Here is a 19,422-nt window from a genome sequence, read left to right on the forward strand (position 1 = left end):
TCCATGTTCAGATCTCTCTAGGTGTTCGGCAGCCCGCACTGCTTCAGGCCGGCAACCCGGCAAGACGTAGACCAGCGCGCAGGCGCTCCACATCCCTCGGCTCGCGCAGATATGACACATCAACAAGCCAGTCGACGTATTCCGCTGGCCCTGCGGCGGGGTCACCAATCCACAGCGTGCGCACTGCCTGGACAAATACGTCCCCACATTCGTTCGCCTCTTCGATCCTGCCTAGATGACCATAGGCCGCCGCCCGCCAAGCCATGTCTCGCGGATGCCTTATCGGGGAATCGAAGGTTCGTTGCTCGAGAAGCACAGCGGCCTCACTGTAACGTCCGAGTTGGAACAGGATGCGCGAGAGATAGTAGTTATACCAACTCGGGTGACGCGGGTTGATCCTCAAGGCAATTTGAGCGGCAGCCAGCCCACGTTCCGGTCTGCCCAAGGCCCCCTGCATCCAAGCCCAGAAGATCTGGATTATCGGATCGTTCGGGTTCATGGTTCGAGCTAGATCCAGGTGACGTTCGGCTCGATCAAAATCCCGCCAGGTCAGACACATGAATCCAAGTGTGCAATGCACCTTCGGATCATTTGGATCCAGCACAAGCGCTTGCTCGGCAAAACGAAGTGCCTTTATCCTGTTCTCGTCCTTTTCCCTCGGCGCACCGATGCCGTTGTCGATCGCACGATTGAAATATGCATATGCGAGGCCTGTGTAGGCCCGCGCAAAAGTCGGGTCTATTTTGACCGCACGCTCGAGCAGGGAAAGAGCTCGTTCCTGGCTCCCAGGTGTAAAGTCGTCGGAGAGGCGGTTGGCCTGCAGGAAGAGGTCATATGCGTGCATGTCCTCGGGCCGGCGTCGCCGCGCCGACACCTCTCTATCGTCCCTGACACGCTGGGCGACCGTCGCAACGATGTTCTGCGACATCTCCTCTTGAATAGCGAATACGTCCTCCATCGCTCGGTCGTAACGCTCGGCCCACAGATGTGTCCCGCTCGTGGCCTCAATAAGCTGCACGGTGATGCGCACCCGATCTCCCAGCCGCCGAACGCTTCCTTCCACGACATACTCCGCTCCCAGCATGCGTCCGATTTGACGCAGGTCCATGCTCTGTCCGCGAAAGGCGAATGAGGAATTGCGGGCAATCACCGTGAGCTCTCTGAATCTCGAAAGCTCGGTGATGACGTCTTCAGTAATACCGTCGCTGAAATAAGCCTGATCAGGATCTGCGCTCATATTGTCAAAAGGCAGAACAGCGACCGCCGGTTTGTCGGATCGTGAGCTGGCTGGGAGCATTGGCGTCAAGCCGCCGACGTCCATGCAGTAGGTCCTCACCGGCCGTGCGATATTCTTTAGGTGCTGCTCGCCCACATACTCGAAGTGGAGATCGAGTTTTCCCGACAGTTGTTCGTGAGCTGAGCCGGATATGAGCACGGTGCCTGGCGGACATAGTTGCTCCAGGCGCGCAGCGACATTGACCCCGTCGCCAAGAAGATCATCACCGTCGATCACGACGTCTCCGAGGTTTATGCCGATCCGGAGCACGATACGGCGTTCAACTGCAACCTGTTGCTGTTGAGCGGCAAGCTTTTCTTGTACTGCCGCCGCACAGGCAACTGCTCCGACAACAGATCCGAACTCCGCGATGAGGCCGTCACCCATCAATTTTACGATCCGCCCACGGTACTCAGCTATTAACGGTCGGAACACAGCACCCCAGAGCTCTTTAATTGCCACGAGCGCCCTTTCCTCGTTAGTCTCAACGAGTCGGCAGTACCCAACGACATCGGCAACCAACACGGCCGTGGTCCTACGTTCGACCTGAGGCGTTGTCATTTCGTCCTCCGCTGACGCGAGGCAGTCATCGACAGTATTCTGGAAAGCTGCTGCGATGATACCTCATCCAAGCATCCAAGACGATCTCAATCCGCTCGGTGTCACTCGTCCACCGACGGCAATCGCTTAGTCCGCTGCGGGCGCATTCCGGCCGAGGGGCGATCGGTGGAATATGCCGAGCTTGCAATCGGGAACTATCGGAAATCGCGGGCTTTAGGGAACTGGCTCGGCATAGTCTCGGGCTCGGGATAAATTCCGTTATGCCGCGTTCGGCATAACGGAATAAAGATATCTCGGCCTCGCCCGGCGTCGGCGATACCGACATCGGTTTGCTCACCTTGACTGTCAATGGCGTGACTGTGCGATTGAGGCCATGCTCCACCGCACTGCCCTAGGTGTTCAGCCCCCATCCATCATGAAAGACGAGTTCATCGAGCGGTAGCCGCTGCCGCCAGCCTTTGACGGACAGTTCCGGCTCGTCATAGAGCCGGTCGACGAAACCGGCACAGAGCCAGGCGATCACCTCGATATGCTGGGGTATGCCGAGAATGCTCTTCAGGTCGCCCTCATGAAAGATGCTGACCCAGCCGATGCCCACCCCTTCCGCCCGCGCCGCAAGCCAGAGATTCTGGATGGCGCAGACTGTGGAATAGCTATCCATCCTGGGATTGTGCGTGCGCCCCAGTACCACGCTGCCGCTGCGAGTAGGATCGCAAGTCACGCATATGCCGAGCGGCGCCTCGACGATGCCTTCAAGCTTGAGCGAGCGGTAAGCCTGCCGCCGTTCGCCTTCGAACATCAGCGCCGCCTCCTCATTGGCCCTCGCAAAAGCATCCCGGACGCGCGCCCGCACGGTTGCGCTTTTCACCAGAATGAAATTCCACGGCTGCATGAAGCCGACGGAGGGTGCATGATGGGCAGCCGTCAGCAGCCTCTGCACAAGGTCACCCGGCAAGGGATCGGGCAGGAACTGGCTGCGAACGTCGCGCCGCGTCATGATCGCATGATAGACGGCCTCGCGTTCAGCCGCGGAAAAACCGGACGCCGCCGAAAGGGCATCCTCATCAAAAGGTCGCATCGTCAAATCCCCAACAACGCAACCGCCCCGCCGTCCGCGCGGATCGGTCTATCTTGCCAGGCCGGTCTTCTGACTCAGCGTCATCCGTCTGCCGCAGCCTTCCCGGCGAGAAGCCAGTGGCGTAATGAAGCGGCAAGCGTCGGCCTTACAGCGTTGGGCACGTTCCGGCCTTGCACCGGATTCCCGATTCTCCCGCCTAGACGGCGGGCACCTGACGGGGCATCTATTTCAGGAAAGCGCGGCGGCGGCAAGCCAGCCCTCATGCCGCCGACACGCCGCATGCGACATCGACTTCATGGACAGTGGCGCATCGCTGCCTTAGAAACAAACCGATCCTGACCGACGCCCATGGCGCCGCACTTTTTCTCTTTGCATTTTGGTTGCCCGTGCCCCGCCTCACGCCCATGATCCTTGCGGTCGCCCTGTTCATGGAACAGATGGATTCGACCGTGATCGCCACCAGCCTGCCGGCGATCGCAGCCGATATCGGCACCTCGCCGATCGCGCTGAAGCTCGCCGTCACCAGCTATCTCGTGGCGCTGGCGATCTTCATCCCGATCAGCGGCTGGATGTCCGATCGGTTCGGCGCGCGCAACATTTTCCGCATGGCGATCTTCGTTTTCATGATCGGCTCGATCGCCTGCGCCTTTTCCAACTCGATCACGGCCTTCGTCATCTCACGCCTGATCCAGGGCGCCGGCGGCTCGATGATGACGCCGGTCAGCCGCTTGCTGCTGGTCCGGGGAACGCCGCGCCACGAACTCGTCGATGCCATGGCCTGGCTTACCATTCCAGCTTTGATCGGTCCGATCATGGGGCCGCCGATCGGCGGCTTCCTCACCACCTACCTCACCTGGCACTGGATCTTCTGGATCAACGTCCCGATCGGCGTGCTCGGCATCATCCTCGTCACCCGTTTCCTGCCGGCGGTCGAGCCACGCAGCCCGCGGCCGATGGATTTCCCGGGCTTCTTCCTGTGCGGCCTCGGCTTCTCCGGCTTCGTCTTCGGCCTGTCGGTGATCAGCCTGCCGGCCGTGCCCGTTATCTACGGTTATGTCACGGTTGCGATCGGCATCCTTGCCGGCCTCCTCTACCTCCTGCATGCCCGCCGCGTGCCCTATCCGCTTCTCGATCCGAAGATGTTCCGTTACCCGATGTTCCGGGCGGCGATCCTCGGCGCCTCGAATTTCCGCATGGGGCTTGGCGCCCTGCCTTTCCTGATGCCACTGATGCTGCAGCTCGGCTTCGGCCTGACGCCGTTGCAATCGGGCTCGGTCACCTTCGTCAGTGCGCTCGGCTCCATGGGCTCGAAATTCGCCGCCTCGCGCACTTTCAATGCCTTCGGCTTCCGCACGGTGATCTCGCTCACCACCTTGCTGGCGGCGATCTTCCTCGGCATCAACGGCCTGTTCACCGCTGAAACGCCACTGTTCCTGATCATGGCCTGCCTGCTGATCGGCGGCCTGTTCCGCTCCATGGCTTTCTCCGGCGTCAACGCCATGGCCTTCGGCGATGTCGACGAGGCCGACAGCAGCCAGGCAACCGCGATCAATGCCGTTGCCCAGCGTATCTCCATGGCGATGGGTGTGGCGATCGCCGGCGGCATCCTCGAAATTTCCAGCAGCTTCCACGACGGCAGGCTGCTGGTCTCGGATTTCCACATCGCCTTCTTCAGCGTCTCGGCGATTTCGGCACTCGCCTGCATTACCTTCCTGCGCCTGCCCCACGATGCCGGCGCGGAACTGACGGCGCGCGGCCGCAAGCGCCGGCACGCCGAGCCCGAAGAGGCCGTAGCGGAAAATAGCTGATCTCCCTGGCGCCATGGAAGCCCTCCTACACCCACCGGTTCGCAAGGCTCGGCGCCGGCGGGAGCAGAGGCGAATGGCACGCGTGTGCTCAGCATTCCTTTCTACTTTATGATTTATTCACACATCAAATACACACTGCGTTTGCGCGTTTTGGGTTGCTATCAGGACATGGGCATGAGCGCTCGTGATGTGACCGTCAGCGTCGATGCCCGTATTGATATGCCGGTCGGGAACATATCCGACTGAGCCGCAATTCTAGGCCGCCGCGGAATGTTCCAATTTTTGAAAACGATGCCTCTGACAGCCAAGCTGGCGGCGATTATCGTTGCCGTAAACCTCTGCGGCATTTCCGCTTTCGCCACCTATACCTGGATGTACGAAACCCGGGCGTTGATCGATGGCGCCAAGGCGAACTGGTCCAAGGATGCGGAGCAGTTTGCCTCTCTGGCCGCGGGCGGCGTGAAATGGGGGAAGGCGAATGCCGTTCGCGAAGCTTATTCGCTCTACCGCGACGACCCCTCGCTCGATCTTGTACAGTTTTCCGCATTCAACGCGGAACCAGCCTCCGTCGATACGTGGACACGCGACGGCATCAACGGTTTGCCTGCACCCGCCGATCTGGCGAAGCGCCTGAGTGCGAAACCGGAAAAAACTACGATCGACGACGGCGGAATATCCGCTGGCGTGGTCACAATCATCGCGCCGCTTCCGCTGGATAAGGCAGGCAAGGCCACCGGCTACATCGTCACGAACTGGTCTGTCGAAAAAATCGCTGCCGAAGTCAGACAGAAGGTTCTCGTTTCGCTGCTCACGCAGTCCGCGATCACCGCTTTGGCCGTCATCGCCTTCCTTCTCGCCATGCGCAGCCTCGTTGGCCGGCCCATCAGGATCCTCAGCGAGAGAATCAGCGCGTTGCAGAAAGGCGATCTGGCATCTCCCGTCACCTACAAGGAAAATGGTGACGAGATCGGCTTTCTGGCCCGCGCGTTGGAAGTTTTCCGCCATGAAGCGATTGCGAAGGTCGAAAGAGAGCAGGCCGCTGCCGAGCAGAGCGCTTCGCTCGACGCCGAACGGGCGCGCAACGCATTGTTCACGGAGGAAGCCAGCAACACCCAGCGGCTGGTCATGACCGCTCTTGCAAATTCATTGGAAAAGCTTGCCGCAGGCGACTTCTCGATACACTTGGCCGATCTCGGTCCTGAATTCGACAAATTGCGGCAGGATTTCAACAACATGGTCGAAGCAGTCGCGGCCGCGCTGACAGAGATCAAGACCGCCTCCGTCGCGGTTGAAGGCGGGTCAAGCGAGTTGGCATCCTCCGCAGATCAGCTCGCCAGGCGGACAGAGCAACAGGCGGCAGCATTGGAACAGACCGCCGCCGCGCTGGATGAGGTGACCACCACGGTCCGAACATCGTCGCAGCGGGCCGAAAATGCCGGGAAGCTGGTCGAGGAAACCAAGCGAAGCGCCCATGTCTCGGCGACGGTGGTGCGCGATGCAATCGGGGCGATGGACCGGATTCAGACCTCGTCGAGCCAGATCGGCCGGATCATCGGCGTCATCGACGAAATCGCGTTCCAGACCAATCTGCTGGCGCTGAATGCCGGCGTCGAGGCGGCACGCGCCGGCGAAGCCGGCAAGGGTTTTGCGGTTGTCGCGCAGGAAGTGCGTGAACTTGCCCAGCGATCTGCAAATGCAGCAAAGGAAATCAAGAACCTGATCAATGTGTCCGGTCAGGAGGTTGCCGCGGGCGTCGGGCTGGTGAACGAAACCGGCGACGCCCTGCTGAAGATCGAGGAGCAGATCAACCGCATCAGCGACAGTATCGCTTCTATCGTCCAGTCCTATCGCGAACAGGCGACGGGTCTGCAGGAAATCAACGGCGCGATCAACCAGATGGATCAGGCGACACAGCAGAATGCGGCAATGGTCGAGGAAACCAACGCGGCCTGCCAGGAACTGCTGCAGCAAGGACGCCTTCTGCAGGATTCGGCCGGCAGGTTCGTCGTCGGCGCGTCTGCCGCCAGCCAGCCCAGACCAGTTCAAGTCGCCCGCCAATCTCGTCCCGAGCCCAGAGCCTTCGTGCAGCGGCATGCAGGAAATGCCGCCGTTGCCGCTGCTCCCGGTGCCTGGGAGGAGTTCTAACGTCATCCTCGTTCGATAAGCCTTATGCCGCAGCAACCCATAATCAGGAAGGAAACACTATGAAGAAAATCGTGCCCGCATTTCTTTTGGCCTGCACCGCATTTGCCATGCCCATGCGCGTATCCATGGCACAGGATGCCAAGCTTGCCCCGATCTTCGACTACGTGAAGAGCGATGTGACGCCCTGGCTCAACGACCCCGCCATCATCGAGGCCGTCAAGGCGCAGGACGCTACGAACGCCAATCTGAGCGCGGCCGATATCGACGCCCTCGACAAGAAGTGGCGTGCCGAAGTCGATGGCTCCGACCACTCGATGATCGACGGCGTGCTCAACAACGCCCTGTCGAAATTCCTTCAGGCAAAGAAGGAGGCCTCCGGCGGCAAGATCACCGAGATCTTCGTCATGGATGCAAAGGGCCTGAATGTCGGCCAAAGCGACGTCACATCGGACTACTGGCAGGGCGACGAGGGCAAGTTCCAGAAGTCCTTCGGCGCCGGCAAGGACGCCGTCTTCGTCGATGAGATCGAAAAGGACGAATCGACCCAGACGCTGCAGTCGCAGGCAAGCGTCACGATATCAGACGACAAGGGAACCCCGATCGGCGCCATCACCGTCGGCGTCAACGTCGACGCCCTGTAATCTCAGGAGCTGCGTTGGTTCATTGAAGCAATGCAAATATCGCCCGGAAGCACGCGTGATTTCGGGCGATATACGTGGACAAGGGCTGGAGCACGTCACCTGAATAGACGCGAAGAGCCCTAAACGAACCTAAGATAGCTCTAGGAATCTGCCGAGATTTCGTATTCGCGGCGGATGGCGCTGGTTGTGGCTCCCCATGCCGAAGCCTTCGTGCGGACTTGATGTGCCTCAAACGCAAGCCTGTCAGCAAAGCGTTCTTCAACACACCAGATCATAGGGTCTTCGGTTTGTGTAACCTCAAACGAAAGGCAACCTGGCTCTGACTTGGTCAGCCGAATGTGTTCAGGAAGATATTTCTGAACGATATCAACCTCGTCCAAAGATGCACAAATGAGTTGTCCCGAAAGGCGGACTTTGCCCGTCTTATCGTTCGGTCTGTTGCTCTGATTCATTGAACACCGTGCTTCTTTGACTTGCTGGCCTTTATTGCACGGCACCGAACGACGGCAAAGTCCCGCGTCACTGCCCTTATCTCCTTTGCATCTCCCACAGGAGCACCAGCTTCCAGGCAGCAAATTCTGCGTGACAACGCCTGGGCGTGACGCTACATACGCGCCATGTCGATCACATCAATCAACGCCTCGCGATTTTATTGGTACCGCTGCTCTCAGCGGATGCGGGTCTATGCGTAACTGAATTCGACGCGACGACAACCCGAACAGCCGCTAGTCTACCTGGCGGCTTTTTTGTTCCGCACGGTATGACCAAACAGGAGCCATACCGTGTCTGATACCATTGATGATCTCCGCATCGTCGAGATCACTCCGCTGACCAAACCTGCCGATATCATCGCGGAAATTCACCGCAATGCTGCTGTCACCGACACCGTGACCAGCAACCGTGATGCGATCCATAAGATCCTCCAGGGCGAAGACGATCGTCTGATCGTCGTCATCGGCCCCTGCTCCATCCATGACCCGGTTGCCGCCCGAGAGTACGCCGCGCGGCTGGAAGAGCAGCGGCGTCGCTTCGCCGGCGATCTCGAGATCGTCATGCGCGTCTACTTCGAAAAACCCCGCACGACCGTCGGCTGGAAGGGCCTGATGAACGACCCGCATCTCGACGGCAGCTACCGCATCGAAGAAGGGTTGAGGATTGCGAGACGCCTGCTGCTCGATATCAACGCGATGGGCCTTCCGGCCGGCTGCGAATTCCTCGACACGATCACCCCGCAATATATTGCCGATCTCGTCAGTTGGGGCGCGATCGGTGCGCGCACGACCGAAAGCCAGGTGCACCGTCAGCTTGCCTCCGGCCTTTCCTGCCCGATCGGCTTCAAGAACGGCACAGACGGCGGCGCACGCGTGGCGCTGGATGCCATCCTCGCCGCCTCGCAGCCGCATCACTTCCCGGCGGTGACCAAGGACGGCCAGGCTGCAATCGCCTCGACAACGGGCAATGAGGATTGTCACATCATTCTGCGCGGCGGCAAGCGGCCGAACTATGAAGCAGCCGATGTCGAAGCGGTCACCGGAGAAGCCATCAAGCTCGGCGTCGCCCCGCGCATCCTCATCGATGCCAGCCATGCCAACAGTGGCAAGGACCCGATGAACCAGCCACTCGTCGTTAAATCCGTGGCCGCGCAGATTGCCGCCGGCAACAGCGACATCAAGGGCATGATGATCGAAAGCAACCTCGTCGCCGGCCGTCAGGATCTCATTCCCGGCAAGCCACTGGTCTATGGCCAGTCCATCACCGATGGCTGTATCGACTGGGACATGTCGGTCGCGGTGCTGGAAGATCTGGCAAAATCCGCCCAGGAAGGCCGCCGGACGCGCAGTTAAGCCGCTGGGAAATAGCGGACATAGGCGAATTCTTCGCCATCAGGAGACCAGTTGGGCACGTTGATCGTGCCCTGCCCGCCGAAGAGCTCGAACAGCGTCTTCAGGTTGCCGCCGTCCATATCCATCAGCCGCAGCCGCACGTCGAGATCGCGCGGATGGTCGAAAACCGAAGGGTCGTAGGAGAGGATCAACACCTTGTCATTGTTGGGCGACGGATGGGCGAACCAGTTGCCGTAATCGTCTGATGTCACCTGTTGGAGACCCGTGCCGTCGGGATGGACGCGCCAGATCTGCATCAGCCCGGTACGGCTGGAATTGAAATAGATCCACTGGCCGTCCGCAGACCAGTCCGGCCCGTCGTTACGGCCTTCGCCATGCGTCAGCCGCGTCTCCTCGCCGCCGTCGACGGAGATGGTGTAGATATCGAAGACGTCGTCGCGGATACCGCAATAGGCAAGCTGGCGCCCATCCGGCGACCAGCCGTGCCAGTAGGACGGCAGGATCTGAGTGACAAGCCGCGGCGTGCCGCCTTCGATCGGCAGGGTATAGATCGCCGACTTGCCGAATTCGGTCTTGTCGGAGATGACAATCTTCGTCCCGTCGGGCGAAATGCCGTGATCATTGTTGCAGTTGACGGCAAAGCCGGTATCGACCTTGACCACCTCGCCGCCATCGAGCGGCAGGCGGTAGAGCAGCCCGTCGCCATTCAGCAGCAGGTAGGAACCATCAGCCGAAAAGTTCGGCGCCTCCACCAGCTTGTCCGTCTGCCAGACCTCGCGGGCCCTGCCCGTCCTGACATTGTAGATCTCAACCGAGCTACGCATGTTGCCTCCCGAAAATCCTACAGCGCCGCGCGTCATTTCAGACGCGTAAAGGACGCTGTAGCACTTTGAATTAATGACGTCAGCGATCTCGATTGCGTCAGCGATCCCTGAAACGGTTGGTGATCGGATAGCGCCGGTCGCGGCCGAAATTCTTCTTGGTGATCTTCACGCCCGGCGCCGATTGCCGGCGCTTGTATTCGGCGAGATAGAGCAAATGCTCGACCCGGTGAACGGTCACGACATCATGGCCACGCGCAACGATCTCCTCGACCGCCATCTCCTTCTCAACCAGGCATTCAAGGATATCGTCGAGCACGGGATAGGGCGGCAGCGAATCCTGGTCCTTCTGGTCGGGACGCAGCTCGGCCGACGGCGCCTTGTCGATGATATTCTGCGGGATCACCTCGCCAGAGGGTCCCAGCGCACCCGGCGGCACGTTTTCATTGCGCCAGCGGGAAAGCGCATAGACCTGCATCTTGTAAAGGTCCTTGATAGGGTTAAAGCCGCCGTTCATGTCGCCGTAGAGGGTGGCGTAGCCGACCGACATTTCCGACTTGTTGCCTGTTGTCACCACCATCGAGCCGAACTTGTTGGAGATTGCCATCAGGATGACACCGCGCGCCCGGCTTTGCAGGTTCTCTTCGGTAATGCCGCTGTCCGTGCCTTCGAAAAGACTAGACAGCGCGCTGCTGAAACCCGTCACGGGCTGTTCGATCGGCACGATATCGTAACGGCAGCCGAGTGCCTTGGCGCAATCGGCCGCGTCCTTCAGCGAATCCTCGGAGGTGTAGCGGTAAGGCAGCATGACGGTGCGCACTCGTTCTTCGCCAAGTGCATCGACGGCGATCGCCGCGCAGATCGCCGAGTCGATGCCGCCGGAAAGGCCGAGCACGACGGTCTTGAAGCCGTTCTTGTTAACGTAGTCGCGGAAGCCGAGCAGGCAGGCGCGGTAGTCAGCTTCCTCGCGCTCTGGAATATGCGCCATCGGTCCCTCGGCGCAGTGCCAGCCGCCTCCGCCGCGCTTCCATGTCGTCACCGCCAGCGCGGTTTCGAACTGGCTCATCTGGAAGGCGAGCGACTTGTCGGCATTGAAGGCGAAGCTCGCCCCGTCGAAGACGAGTTCGTCCTGGCCGCCGAGCTGGGCAGCATAGATCAGCGGCAGCCCGGTCTCAATCACCTGCTTCAGCACCACCTGCTGGCGGATATCGACCTTGCCGCGATAATAGGGCGAACCATTCGGCGACAGCAGGATTTCAGCCCCGCTTTCGGCCAGCGTCTCGCAGACGCCGAGATCGCCCCAGATATCTTCGCAGATCGGAATGCCGATGCGCACGCCGCGGAAATTCACCGGCCCGGGCATGGCGCCCTGGTCGAAGACCCGCTTCTCGTCGAACTCGCCGTAATTCGGCAGGTCGATCTTGTCGCGCACCGCAATCACCTTGCCGCCGTCGAGCACGGCGACGGAATTGTAGCGCCCGGTCTCATCCTGCCGGGGAAAGCCGATGATGACGCCCGGTCCGCCATCGGCGGTGTCGGCAGCCAGGCTCTCGACCGCCTTCCAGCAGGCGCGGATGAAGGCGGGCTTCAGCACCAGGTCCTCCGGCGGATAGCCCGAGATGAAAAGTTCGGTCAGGACGAGCAGATGCGCGCCCTCCCGGCCCGCGTCAATACGCGCCTCGCGCGCCTTGGCGAGATTACCGGCGACATCGCCGACCGTCGGGTTGAGCTGGCCGATGGCGATGCGGAAGATATCAGAAAGAGCGTTTTCCTGTGTCATGTCATTTATTTAGCCTGCACCTTTCGCCACCGCAACATGTTCGCGCCGAAAGCGGCGCCTGGCGGTGACGAAATTTTTATGAACGAATCGCTGATAGCCCACGCGGCGCCGATACGCATTGCAATTTACCTCCGGAGCGGAATACTGGCGCCGAAAGCGACCGCATCGATAACGGGTATCGGAAACAAGCCATGTCTAATCTTTCGGACTTCGTGCACCATCATTTCGACAAACCGGCCGACGAACTCGGCGACGTCGAAAAGCGCGTGCTGGCGAAAGCGCACGCACGCAAGGTCATCTCGACCGACGTCAACGCCGCCTTCTCAGCCGACGCCTCCTTCGGCGAGCGTATCGCCGACAGCATCGCCCGTATCGGTGGCTCCTGGTCCTTCATCATCGCCTTTTTTGTCTTCCTCATCGCCTGGACGGTGATCAACACCATCATTCTGGTGAGCGGCGCCTTCGACCCCTATCCCTTCGTCTTCCTGAACCTGATCCTGTCGATGCTCGCCGCCATCCAGGCACCGATCATCATGATGTCGCAGAACCGCCAGGCCGAGCGCGACCGCTTCGAGGCCGCCAAGGATTACGAGGTCAATCTCAAGGCCGAGCTCGAAGTGCTCTCCCTGCACCAGAAGATCGACATGCACGTGCTGACCGAGCTGACGGGGCTGCGCGAGGACGTGGCCCGCCTCAGTGCCGCGCTCGCCGCCAAGGGCTAATGCATGTCGCCCAAAAGTGTGCAGCGGTGGGGATAACGACATGCATCAGATAAAGACCTAAAGGGCGTCGCATGAATCCAATACGACGCCCTTTAAGTTGGATTCACTGCATATTGCGGCAAGCCGTCCGATATCTCGTAGAAATCGCCCTTGTCGGCGCAGTAGATATGATGGCCGAAGGCAAGGCCGCTCGGCGTGTCAAAGGCGCCAGCCATGACCGAAATCTCCGCCGATCCGTCCGCCTGCCAGAACAGCGCAGAGCCGCAATTCGAGCAGAAGCCGCGCTGCGCCTCCTCGCTCGACCGGTACCAGCGGACCGCCTCAGTGCCTTCTACCGAAAGTGCCGCGCGCGCCACATTGACCGCGGCGTAATAAAGCCCCGTCTGCCGGCGGCATTGCGAGCAATGGCAGCCGACGACAGGTCCCGGCTTTGCCGTACTTGAAAATTTGACGGCGCCGCAAAGGCAGCCGCCTGTATATCGCTCGGTCATATCAGTCCCCTGTTCCTGAAGGGAAGGTTGCCGCCGATCGTCTCCAGCGTCAAATCCATTTCCCTGAACGAGCCATCAGGAATCTTGAAGGCGACAGGCCCCGTGCGTTTCACAGCAAGACATCGGCGCAGTGCAGGACGCGGCAACCCCTTATTCGCGCGCCTCCCTTACAGGCACATGAATTTACCATGGGTTGTACCAGAGAAATAACCCCACGGAAAAATTACGATTTTTCGATAACATAACGAATTTCATAACATTCCAATACATCCATTACGTTTATTAGATAATTCAAAATTAATATCTTTGGATCTAGAGTCGCAACCGATGATCGATATCCAGAACGGTCAGCATGCGAGGTGAAAAATGAGAATTTTCCAACGTTTCCCTTCGAACGAACGTGGCGCCGCAGCAATCGAATTCGCCATCGTCGCGCCGCTCTTCCTTCTGGTGGTACTGACGATGATCGCCTACGGCATCTATCTGAGCGCATCCCATGCAGTGCAGCAGCTGACCGCCGATGCCGCGCGCACCGCCGTTGCTGGCATGACCAGCCAGGAGCGATCGCAACTGGTCAATGACTTTATCAGCCAGTCGACCATCGACCATCCGCTGCTCGATAAGACCAAATTGCACGTCACCGTTACCACCGACCCCGGCAATGCCAACCAGTTCACCGTAACGGCAGAATACGACGCCAACAACCTGCCGATCTGGAACCTCTACACTTTTCCTCTGCCCGACCACATGATCCGACGCTTCGCGACCATCCGGATGGGAGGGCTTTGAGATGCGTACCTTCAAGGCCCGCCTGCGGCACCTCGCCACCAATGCGTCAGGCAATATCGCCATCATGGCAGCGATCTCAGCTCCCCTCATCCTCTATTCGCTTGGTCTCGGCGTCGACTACGGCATGATGACGCTGCAGCAGCGCCGCCTGCAGCAACTGAGCGATATCGGCGCGATCGTTGCCGCCGCCGACATCAACCACGCCACCGACAACCTCGTTGCCAATTTCGACCAAAACGGCCTCAACATTGCCGTCCGCACCGACACGGGTTATGCGACGAAGAAGGGCGCGCTGCCGCTGACATCAGACCTCACGCAATTCGACGCCGTCGCCGACTTCACCCCCGGCACCTATCTCGCCGACGCCTCAGTGCCGCTCGGCAGCCGTTTTGCCTCCGGCGCCCAGCCCTACGACGCGGTGAAGGTCGGCATCTCTCAGAAGGCGGAACTGATCTTCGCCACCGCCTTTGCCGCCGCTCCCAATCTCAGGGCAGTCGGCACCGCCTCGGCTTCCAAGCTTGCTGCCTTCTCGATCGGCTCGCGGCTGGCGAGCCTCAATGGCGGCGTGCTGAACTCGCTGCTCGGCAGCCTGCTCGGCACCAGCCTCTCGCTAAAGGTGGCCGACTACGAGGCGCTCACATCAGCCGATATCAAGCTGTTCCCCTTCCTTGACATGCTGGCGACCGATCTCAACCTTACCGCCGGCACCTATGACGAGCTGCTGGCGACCGACATCTCTTATCCCAGACTCTTGAAGACGCTCGGCAAGACAGGCGGCCTCACGCCCACCGTCACCAATGCGCTCAATACGATCCAAAAGGCGCTCGGCACGACGCAGGTCAAGATCAAGCTCGAGGATCTCTTCGACCTCGGCTCGACCGGCGAGCGCATGATCGGCAGCGGCTCACACCTCTCGGCCGAGGCGAGCGTGATGGATATCGTCTCGGCGGCAGCCGTTGCCGCAAACCAGAAGAAGCAGGTCGCCGCCAATCTGGGCGCCTCCGTGCCCGGGCTTGCCACGGTCAAGCTGACGCTTGCGATCGGCGAGATGCCGAAGAGTGCTGCCTCGAACGGGATCGGCGCCGTTGGCGCCACCGTCCGCACCGCGCAGGTGCGCCTGGCGCTCGAAGTGTCGGTGCTCGGCGCCAATTCCCTCGCCGGGCTGAAAGTACGCGTGCCCCTCTACCTCGAGGTCGCCCATGCCGAAGCCAGGCTCGCGAGCATCACCTGTCTCGGCGGCGGTGCCAGAAACGCGAGCGTTGGCGTCGACGTGGTGCCCGGCGTCGCCGAACTGTCGCTCGGCGACGTCGATCCCAAAGCCTTCGTCAATTTCGACAGCTCGCCACGCGTCACCCGCGCCACGCTGATCGACGCGTTGTTACTCAGCGTCTCCGGCATGGCGCATGTCAACCTGAGCAACCTCAGCAAAAGCAAGCTGACCTTCCAGCCGACCGACATCGCCGCCAAGACGATCAAGAACGTCTCGACCAAGGATACGCTGACTTCGGCCATGCAGTCGTTGATGAAGGAAACCGATATCCAGGTGAGCGTGCTCGGACTCGGCGTCGGTCTGTCGAAAACAGTGGTGCAGGGTGCCGTCGCCGATACGCTCTCGGGGCTGACCAAGCCACTCGACGAACTGCTCTTCAACCTCATGACCCTGCTCGGCGTCAAGATCGGCGAAGCAGACGTGCGCGTCACTGACGTACGCTGCCAGCAATCGGTGCTGGTGCAATAAGACCCATTCCATCGCCCGGGCCCTGTCTGAAATTGCAGCGGGAATCTGTTGCCTGTCGACAACACCCGCCAACCTCGTCCCATCGCTGCATTGAATCAGCGGCGGTTGTCGGCGATACTTACAGCGCCGCACGTCTTTTCAGACGCGCAAAGGACGCTGTAACACTTAGAATTTCTCAATCAACCTCAGGAGACTGACATGAGAGCCAACCTGTCCAAACAGAAAGGAAACATCCCCCACAAGGACACTCAGCTTCATGAACATTCGGTTCTCCCGCGCGAGGAAAAACTCGCGACGCCATAACCCCTTCGTAAACCTCCTCCGCGATCATCCGACCTCCGCCGACCGTGAGCGGCGCTGGTTGCGCATGCGCAAATTCCTCTCCTACTATCGCCCGCATCTGCCTCTGCTGCTGGCGGATCTGTTGTGCGCCATCCTTGTCGCTGGCACGGCCGTTGCCCTGCCGCTCTGTGCCAATGTCGTCACGAGCCGGCTTCTGGCTCTACCCGATGCGCCGCAGGCCTTCGGACAAATCCTTGCAATGGGCGGCATCATGCTCGCCGTTCTGGCCGTCCAGATCGTCGCGATCTTCTTCGTCGACTACCGCGGCCACGTCATGGGCGCCCGCATCGAGGCCACGGTGCGGCAGGAACTCTTCGAGCACTGCCAGAAGCTCTCGTTCAGCTTCTATGACCGCCAGCGCACCGGCCAGCTGATGAGCCGCATCACCAATGACAGCCTGTGGCTGGGTGAGCTCTTTCACCACGGCCCCGAGGATCTTTCCATCGCCGTGCTGAAATATGGCGGCGCCATGTTGGTGCTGTTCTTCATCGATCCGCCATTGGCAGCCCTGATCCTGCTGCTCACCCCGGTGGCGGTGGCCTATGCGCTTTATTTCAACCGGCGTATGAACCGCGCGCTCGAAGCCAGCAAGCGGCAGATCGCCGCCGTCAACGAGCGAGTCGAGGATGCTCTTGCCGGCATCCGCGTCGTCCAGTCCTTTGCCAACGAGGCGCTGGAGAAGGAACGTTTCGCCGAGCAGAACCGGCGCTTCCTGCAAAGCCGCGCCGAGGGCTACCGCAGCGAAGCCTGGTTTTCGGTCGGTACAGAAACCTTCGCCCAGCTCATCACGATAATTGTTATTGTCATCGGTGGCTTGCGCATCCTGACGGCGGAACTGACCGTCCCCGATATGCTGACCTTTCTGCTCTGCGTCGCTGTGCTGGTCGATCCGGTGCAGCGGCTCGCCAATTTCGTGCGCCTTTGGCAGGAGGGCTACACCGGCTTCAGCAGGGCCATGGAGATCCTGGAGATAGCCCCCGATATCACCGATCGACCGGCCGCGCGCCCCATGCCGGCGCCAAGGGGAGAGATCAGTTTTTCCGATGTCGCCTTCGGCTACGAGGCAGATGGCCCGCGGGTGCTCGAGCAGCTGTCGCTCACCATCGCGCCCGGTGAGTTCGTCGCCTTGGTCGGCCCATCGGGGGTCGGCAAGAGCACGCTTTGCGCGCTGATCCCGCGTTTCTACGATGTCGAAGCCGGGGCGATCTGCATCGATGGCACCGATATCCGCGAGGTGACACTGGCCTCGCTCCGGCGCCATGTCGGGGTGGTACAGCAGGATGTCTACCTCTTTGCCGGCACAGTGGCGGAAAACCTGCGCTACGGCCGGCCCGACGCCAGCGATGCCGAGCTGGAAGCGGCCGCGCGCGCCGCCAATGCGCACGACTTCATCATTGCCCTGCCCCATGGTTATGACACCGATATCGGCCAACGCGGCGTCAAGCTCTCGGGCGGCCAGCGCCAGCGCATCACCATCGCTCGGGCCTTCCTCAAGAATCCGGAGATCCTGATCTTCGACGAAGCGACCGGCGCGCTCGACAACGAGAGCGAACGGGCGGTACAGCAGGCACTGCTCAACCTGGCGAACGGCCGAACCACCCTGGTCATCGCCCACCGCCTGTCGACTGTCCGCCATGCCGACCGCATCCTGGTCCTGACGGCTGATGGCATCGTCGAACAGGGCACCCATGATGAGCTCATGGCGCAAGACGGCGTCTACGCCAACCTGCACAGCGTCCAGGCCAGCATCTGACTGCCTGTTCCACCTTCGCAGCATAAAAAAGCCCGGCATCGCCGGGCTTTTCTTCATCCATTTGGGGCTACTGCATAATTCCCTAAATCGGAATCGATTTAAGGGTAAAATTATGCAGAAATCCAAAGTGCTACAGCGTCCTTTGCGCGTCTAAAAGACGCGCGGCGCTGTAGTCTCAGCCGTTCGCGACCATGCGCTTTTCGTCGCGGCCGCCCTTCATGCGCTCGGCAAGCAGGAAGGCGAGTTCGAGCGCCTGGTCGGCATTGAGGCGCGGATCGCAATGGGTGTGGTAGCGGTCCTGCAGGTCTTCTGCGGAGACCGCGCGGGCGCCGCCCGTGCACTCGGTCACGTCCTTGCCGGTCATCTCGATATGGATGCCACCCGGATGCGAGCCTTCGGCGCGGTGGATCTGGAAGAAGCTTTCGACTTCCGACAGGATCCGCTCGAAGGGACGAGTCTTGTAATTGTTGAGCGTGATCGTATTGCCGTGCATCGGATCGCAGGACCAGACGACCTTGCGGCCCTCGCGTTCGACGGCGCGAATGAGCTTCGGCAGGCTGTCGGCGACCTTCTCATGGCCGAAGCGGCAGATCAGCGTCAGGCGCCCGGCTTCATTGGCCGGATTCAGGATGTCGATCAGCTGCAGCAGATCATCTGCCTGCAACGACGGGCCGCATTTCAGGCCGATCGGGTTCTTGATGCCGCGGCAATATTCGACATGCGCATGGTCGGCCTGGCGCGTGCGGTCGCCGATCCAGATCATGTGGCCGGAGGTCGCATACCAGTCGCCCGAAGTGGAATCGACGCGCGTCAGCGCCTCCTCATAACCGAGCAGCAGCGCCTCGTGGCTGGTGAAGAAATCGGTCTCACGTAGGGCCGGCTGGTTTTCCGAGGTGATGCCGATCGCCTTCATGAAATCCATGGTTTCGCTGATGCGGTCAGCGAGCTTGCGGTAGCGCTCGCCCTGCGGACTATCCTTGACGAAGCCGAGCATCCACTGATGGACGTTTTCGAGATTGGCGTAACCGCCCATCGCGAAGGCGCGCAGAAGGTTCAGCGTCGCGGCCGACTGGCGATAGGCCATGGCCTGGCGCTCCGGGTTCGGAATGCGCGACTCCTCGGTGAATTCGATGCCGTTGATGATGTCGCCGCGATAGGCTGGCAGCGTCACATCGCCCTGCTTCTCGACATTCGACGAACGCGGCTTGGCGAACTGGCCGGCGATGCGGCCGACCTTGACGACTGGAAGCTGAGCGCCGAAGGTCAGCACCACGGCCATCTGCAGGAAGGCGCGGAAGAAGTCGCGAATATTGTCGGCGCCGTGTTCGGCGAAGCTCTCGGCACAGTCGCCGCCCTGCAGCAGGAAGCCGTTGCCTTCGGCGACGTTGGCAAGGTGCTTCTTCAGGCGGCGCGCCTCGCCCGCGAAGACGAGGGGCGGATAGCTGGCGAGCGTGGCCTCCGTTGCCGCCAAAGCGGCTGCGTCGGGATATTCGGGAACCTGCAGGATCGGTTTTTGCCGCCAGCTGCTCGGGGTCCAATTGTCTGCCATCTCACTCACCCGTTCTCACATCCATACCTTAGGATGCCTCAATATGCGGCGGCTTATAGACCTTTAGGTCAGGCTTGCAAAGAC

Annotated in this window: 15 protein-coding genes and 1 riboswitch; of the genes, 8 read left to right on the forward strand and 7 right to left on the reverse strand. The window is 60.6% G+C overall.

The window, feature by feature from the left end:
• Positions 1-43 precede the first annotated feature (43 nt).
• Positions 44-1,837 carry an adenylate/guanylate cyclase domain-containing protein gene (locus tag ELH03_RS10955; RefSeq protein WP_128402669.1) on the reverse strand — a complete coding sequence of 598 codons (1,794 nt, stop codon included), beginning with the start codon at positions 1,835-1,837 and terminating at the stop codon, positions 44-46.
• A 391-nt stretch (positions 1,838-2,228) separates the two neighbouring features.
• A complete protein-coding gene (bluB, locus tag ELH03_RS10960) occupies positions 2,229-2,915 on the reverse strand; it encodes a 5,6-dimethylbenzimidazole synthase (RefSeq protein ID WP_128402670.1) in 687 nt (228 codons plus the stop codon).
• Positions 2,916-2,957: 42 nt separating this feature from the next.
• Positions 2,958-3,145, reverse strand: a riboswitch (cobalamin riboswitch).
• 174 nt (positions 3,146-3,319) lie between these two features.
• On the opposite strand from bluB, the gene ELH03_RS10965 reads away from it, so the two are divergent.
• The 3 genes from ELH03_RS10965 to ELH03_RS10975 all read left to right on the forward strand — a co-directional run bounded on the left by ELH03_RS10965 (position 3,320) and on the right by ELH03_RS10975 (position 7,509).
• Positions 3,320-4,723 carry an MFS transporter gene (locus ELH03_RS10965; RefSeq protein WP_128412162.1) on the forward strand — a complete coding sequence of 468 codons (1,404 nt, stop codon included), beginning with the start codon at positions 3,320-3,322 and terminating at the stop codon, positions 4,721-4,723.
• A 270-nt stretch (positions 4,724-4,993) separates the two neighbouring features.
• Complete coding sequence (locus tag ELH03_RS10970; protein ID WP_128402672.1) at positions 4,994-6,868, forward strand: methyl-accepting chemotaxis protein; 1,875 nt, start codon at positions 4,994-4,996, stop codon at positions 6,866-6,868.
• Positions 6,869-6,927: 59 nt separating this feature from the next.
• Positions 6,928-7,509: a hypothetical protein gene (locus ELH03_RS10975; RefSeq protein ID WP_128402673.1), complete on the forward strand. Its 582-nt coding sequence runs from the start codon at positions 6,928-6,930 to the stop codon at positions 7,507-7,509.
• A gap of 140 nt (positions 7,510-7,649) precedes the next feature.
• Here the strand turns inward: ELH03_RS10975 and ELH03_RS10980 are convergent, their stop codons facing one another.
• Entirely contained in the window at positions 7,650-7,961 is a 312-nt protein-coding gene (locus ELH03_RS10980; RefSeq protein ID WP_128402674.1) for a putative quinol monooxygenase, read from the reverse strand.
• A 330-nt stretch (positions 7,962-8,291) separates the two neighbouring features.
• Between ELH03_RS10980 and ELH03_RS10985 the strand changes: the two genes are divergently transcribed.
• The gene (locus tag ELH03_RS10985) at positions 8,292-9,353 is read left to right on the forward strand and encodes a 3-deoxy-7-phosphoheptulonate synthase (RefSeq protein ID WP_128402675.1); all 1,062 of its coding nucleotides are present in this window, start codon (positions 8,292-8,294) and stop codon (positions 9,351-9,353) included.
• Here the strand turns inward: ELH03_RS10985 and ELH03_RS10990 are convergent.
• A complete protein-coding gene (locus ELH03_RS10990; protein ID WP_130658925.1) occupies positions 9,350-10,177 on the reverse strand; it encodes a TolB family protein in 828 nt (275 codons plus the stop codon). The genes ELH03_RS10985 and ELH03_RS10990 overlap by 4 nt on opposite strands.
• A gap of 97 nt (positions 10,178-10,274) precedes the next feature.
• Positions 10,275-11,954: an NAD+ synthase gene (locus ELH03_RS10995; protein ID WP_130658926.1), complete on the reverse strand. Its 1,680-nt coding sequence runs from the start codon at positions 11,952-11,954 to the stop codon at positions 10,275-10,277.
• 191 nt (positions 11,955-12,145) lie between these two features.
• Between ELH03_RS10995 and ELH03_RS11000 the strand changes: the two genes are divergently transcribed.
• Positions 12,146-12,676: a DUF1003 domain-containing protein gene (locus tag ELH03_RS11000; protein ID WP_130658927.1), complete on the forward strand. Its 531-nt coding sequence runs from the start codon at positions 12,146-12,148 to the stop codon at positions 12,674-12,676.
• 92 nt (positions 12,677-12,768) lie between these two features.
• Here ELH03_RS11000 and ELH03_RS11005 read toward each other — a convergent pair whose 3' ends face one another.
• Positions 12,769-13,167: a GFA family protein gene (locus ELH03_RS11005; protein ID WP_130658928.1), complete on the reverse strand. Its 399-nt coding sequence runs from the start codon at positions 13,165-13,167 to the stop codon at positions 12,769-12,771.
• 366 nt (positions 13,168-13,533) lie between these two features.
• On the opposite strand from ELH03_RS11005, the gene ELH03_RS11010 reads away from it, so the two are divergent.
• From ELH03_RS11010 to ELH03_RS11025, 3 genes are all read left to right on the forward strand, one after another.
• Positions 13,534-13,956, forward strand: a complete 423-nt coding sequence (locus tag ELH03_RS11010; protein ID WP_128402680.1) for a TadE/TadG family type IV pilus assembly protein — start codon at positions 13,534-13,536, stop codon at positions 13,954-13,956.
• Between the two features lies 1 nt (position 13,957).
• The gene (locus ELH03_RS11015) at positions 13,958-15,694 is read left to right on the forward strand and encodes a pilus assembly protein TadG-related protein (protein ID WP_130766294.1); all 1,737 of its coding nucleotides are present in this window, start codon (positions 13,958-13,960) and stop codon (positions 15,692-15,694) included.
• Between the two features lie 256 nt (positions 15,695-15,950).
• Positions 15,951-17,789, forward strand: a complete 1,839-nt coding sequence (locus tag ELH03_RS11025) for an ABC transporter ATP-binding protein (RefSeq protein WP_130806675.1) — start codon at positions 15,951-15,953, stop codon at positions 17,787-17,789.
• 175 nt (positions 17,790-17,964) lie between these two features.
• Here the strand turns inward: ELH03_RS11025 and ELH03_RS11030 are convergent, their stop codons facing one another.
• Positions 17,965-19,338: a class II 3-deoxy-7-phosphoheptulonate synthase gene (locus ELH03_RS11030; RefSeq protein WP_003540243.1), complete on the reverse strand. Its 1,374-nt coding sequence runs from the start codon at positions 19,336-19,338 to the stop codon at positions 17,965-17,967.
• Positions 19,339-19,422: the final 84 nt, after the last annotated feature.

The sequence above is a fragment of the Rhizobium beringeri genome (assembly GCF_004306515.1).
GTDB classification, from domain to species: Bacteria; Pseudomonadota; Alphaproteobacteria; order Rhizobiales; family Rhizobiaceae; genus Rhizobium; species Rhizobium beringeri.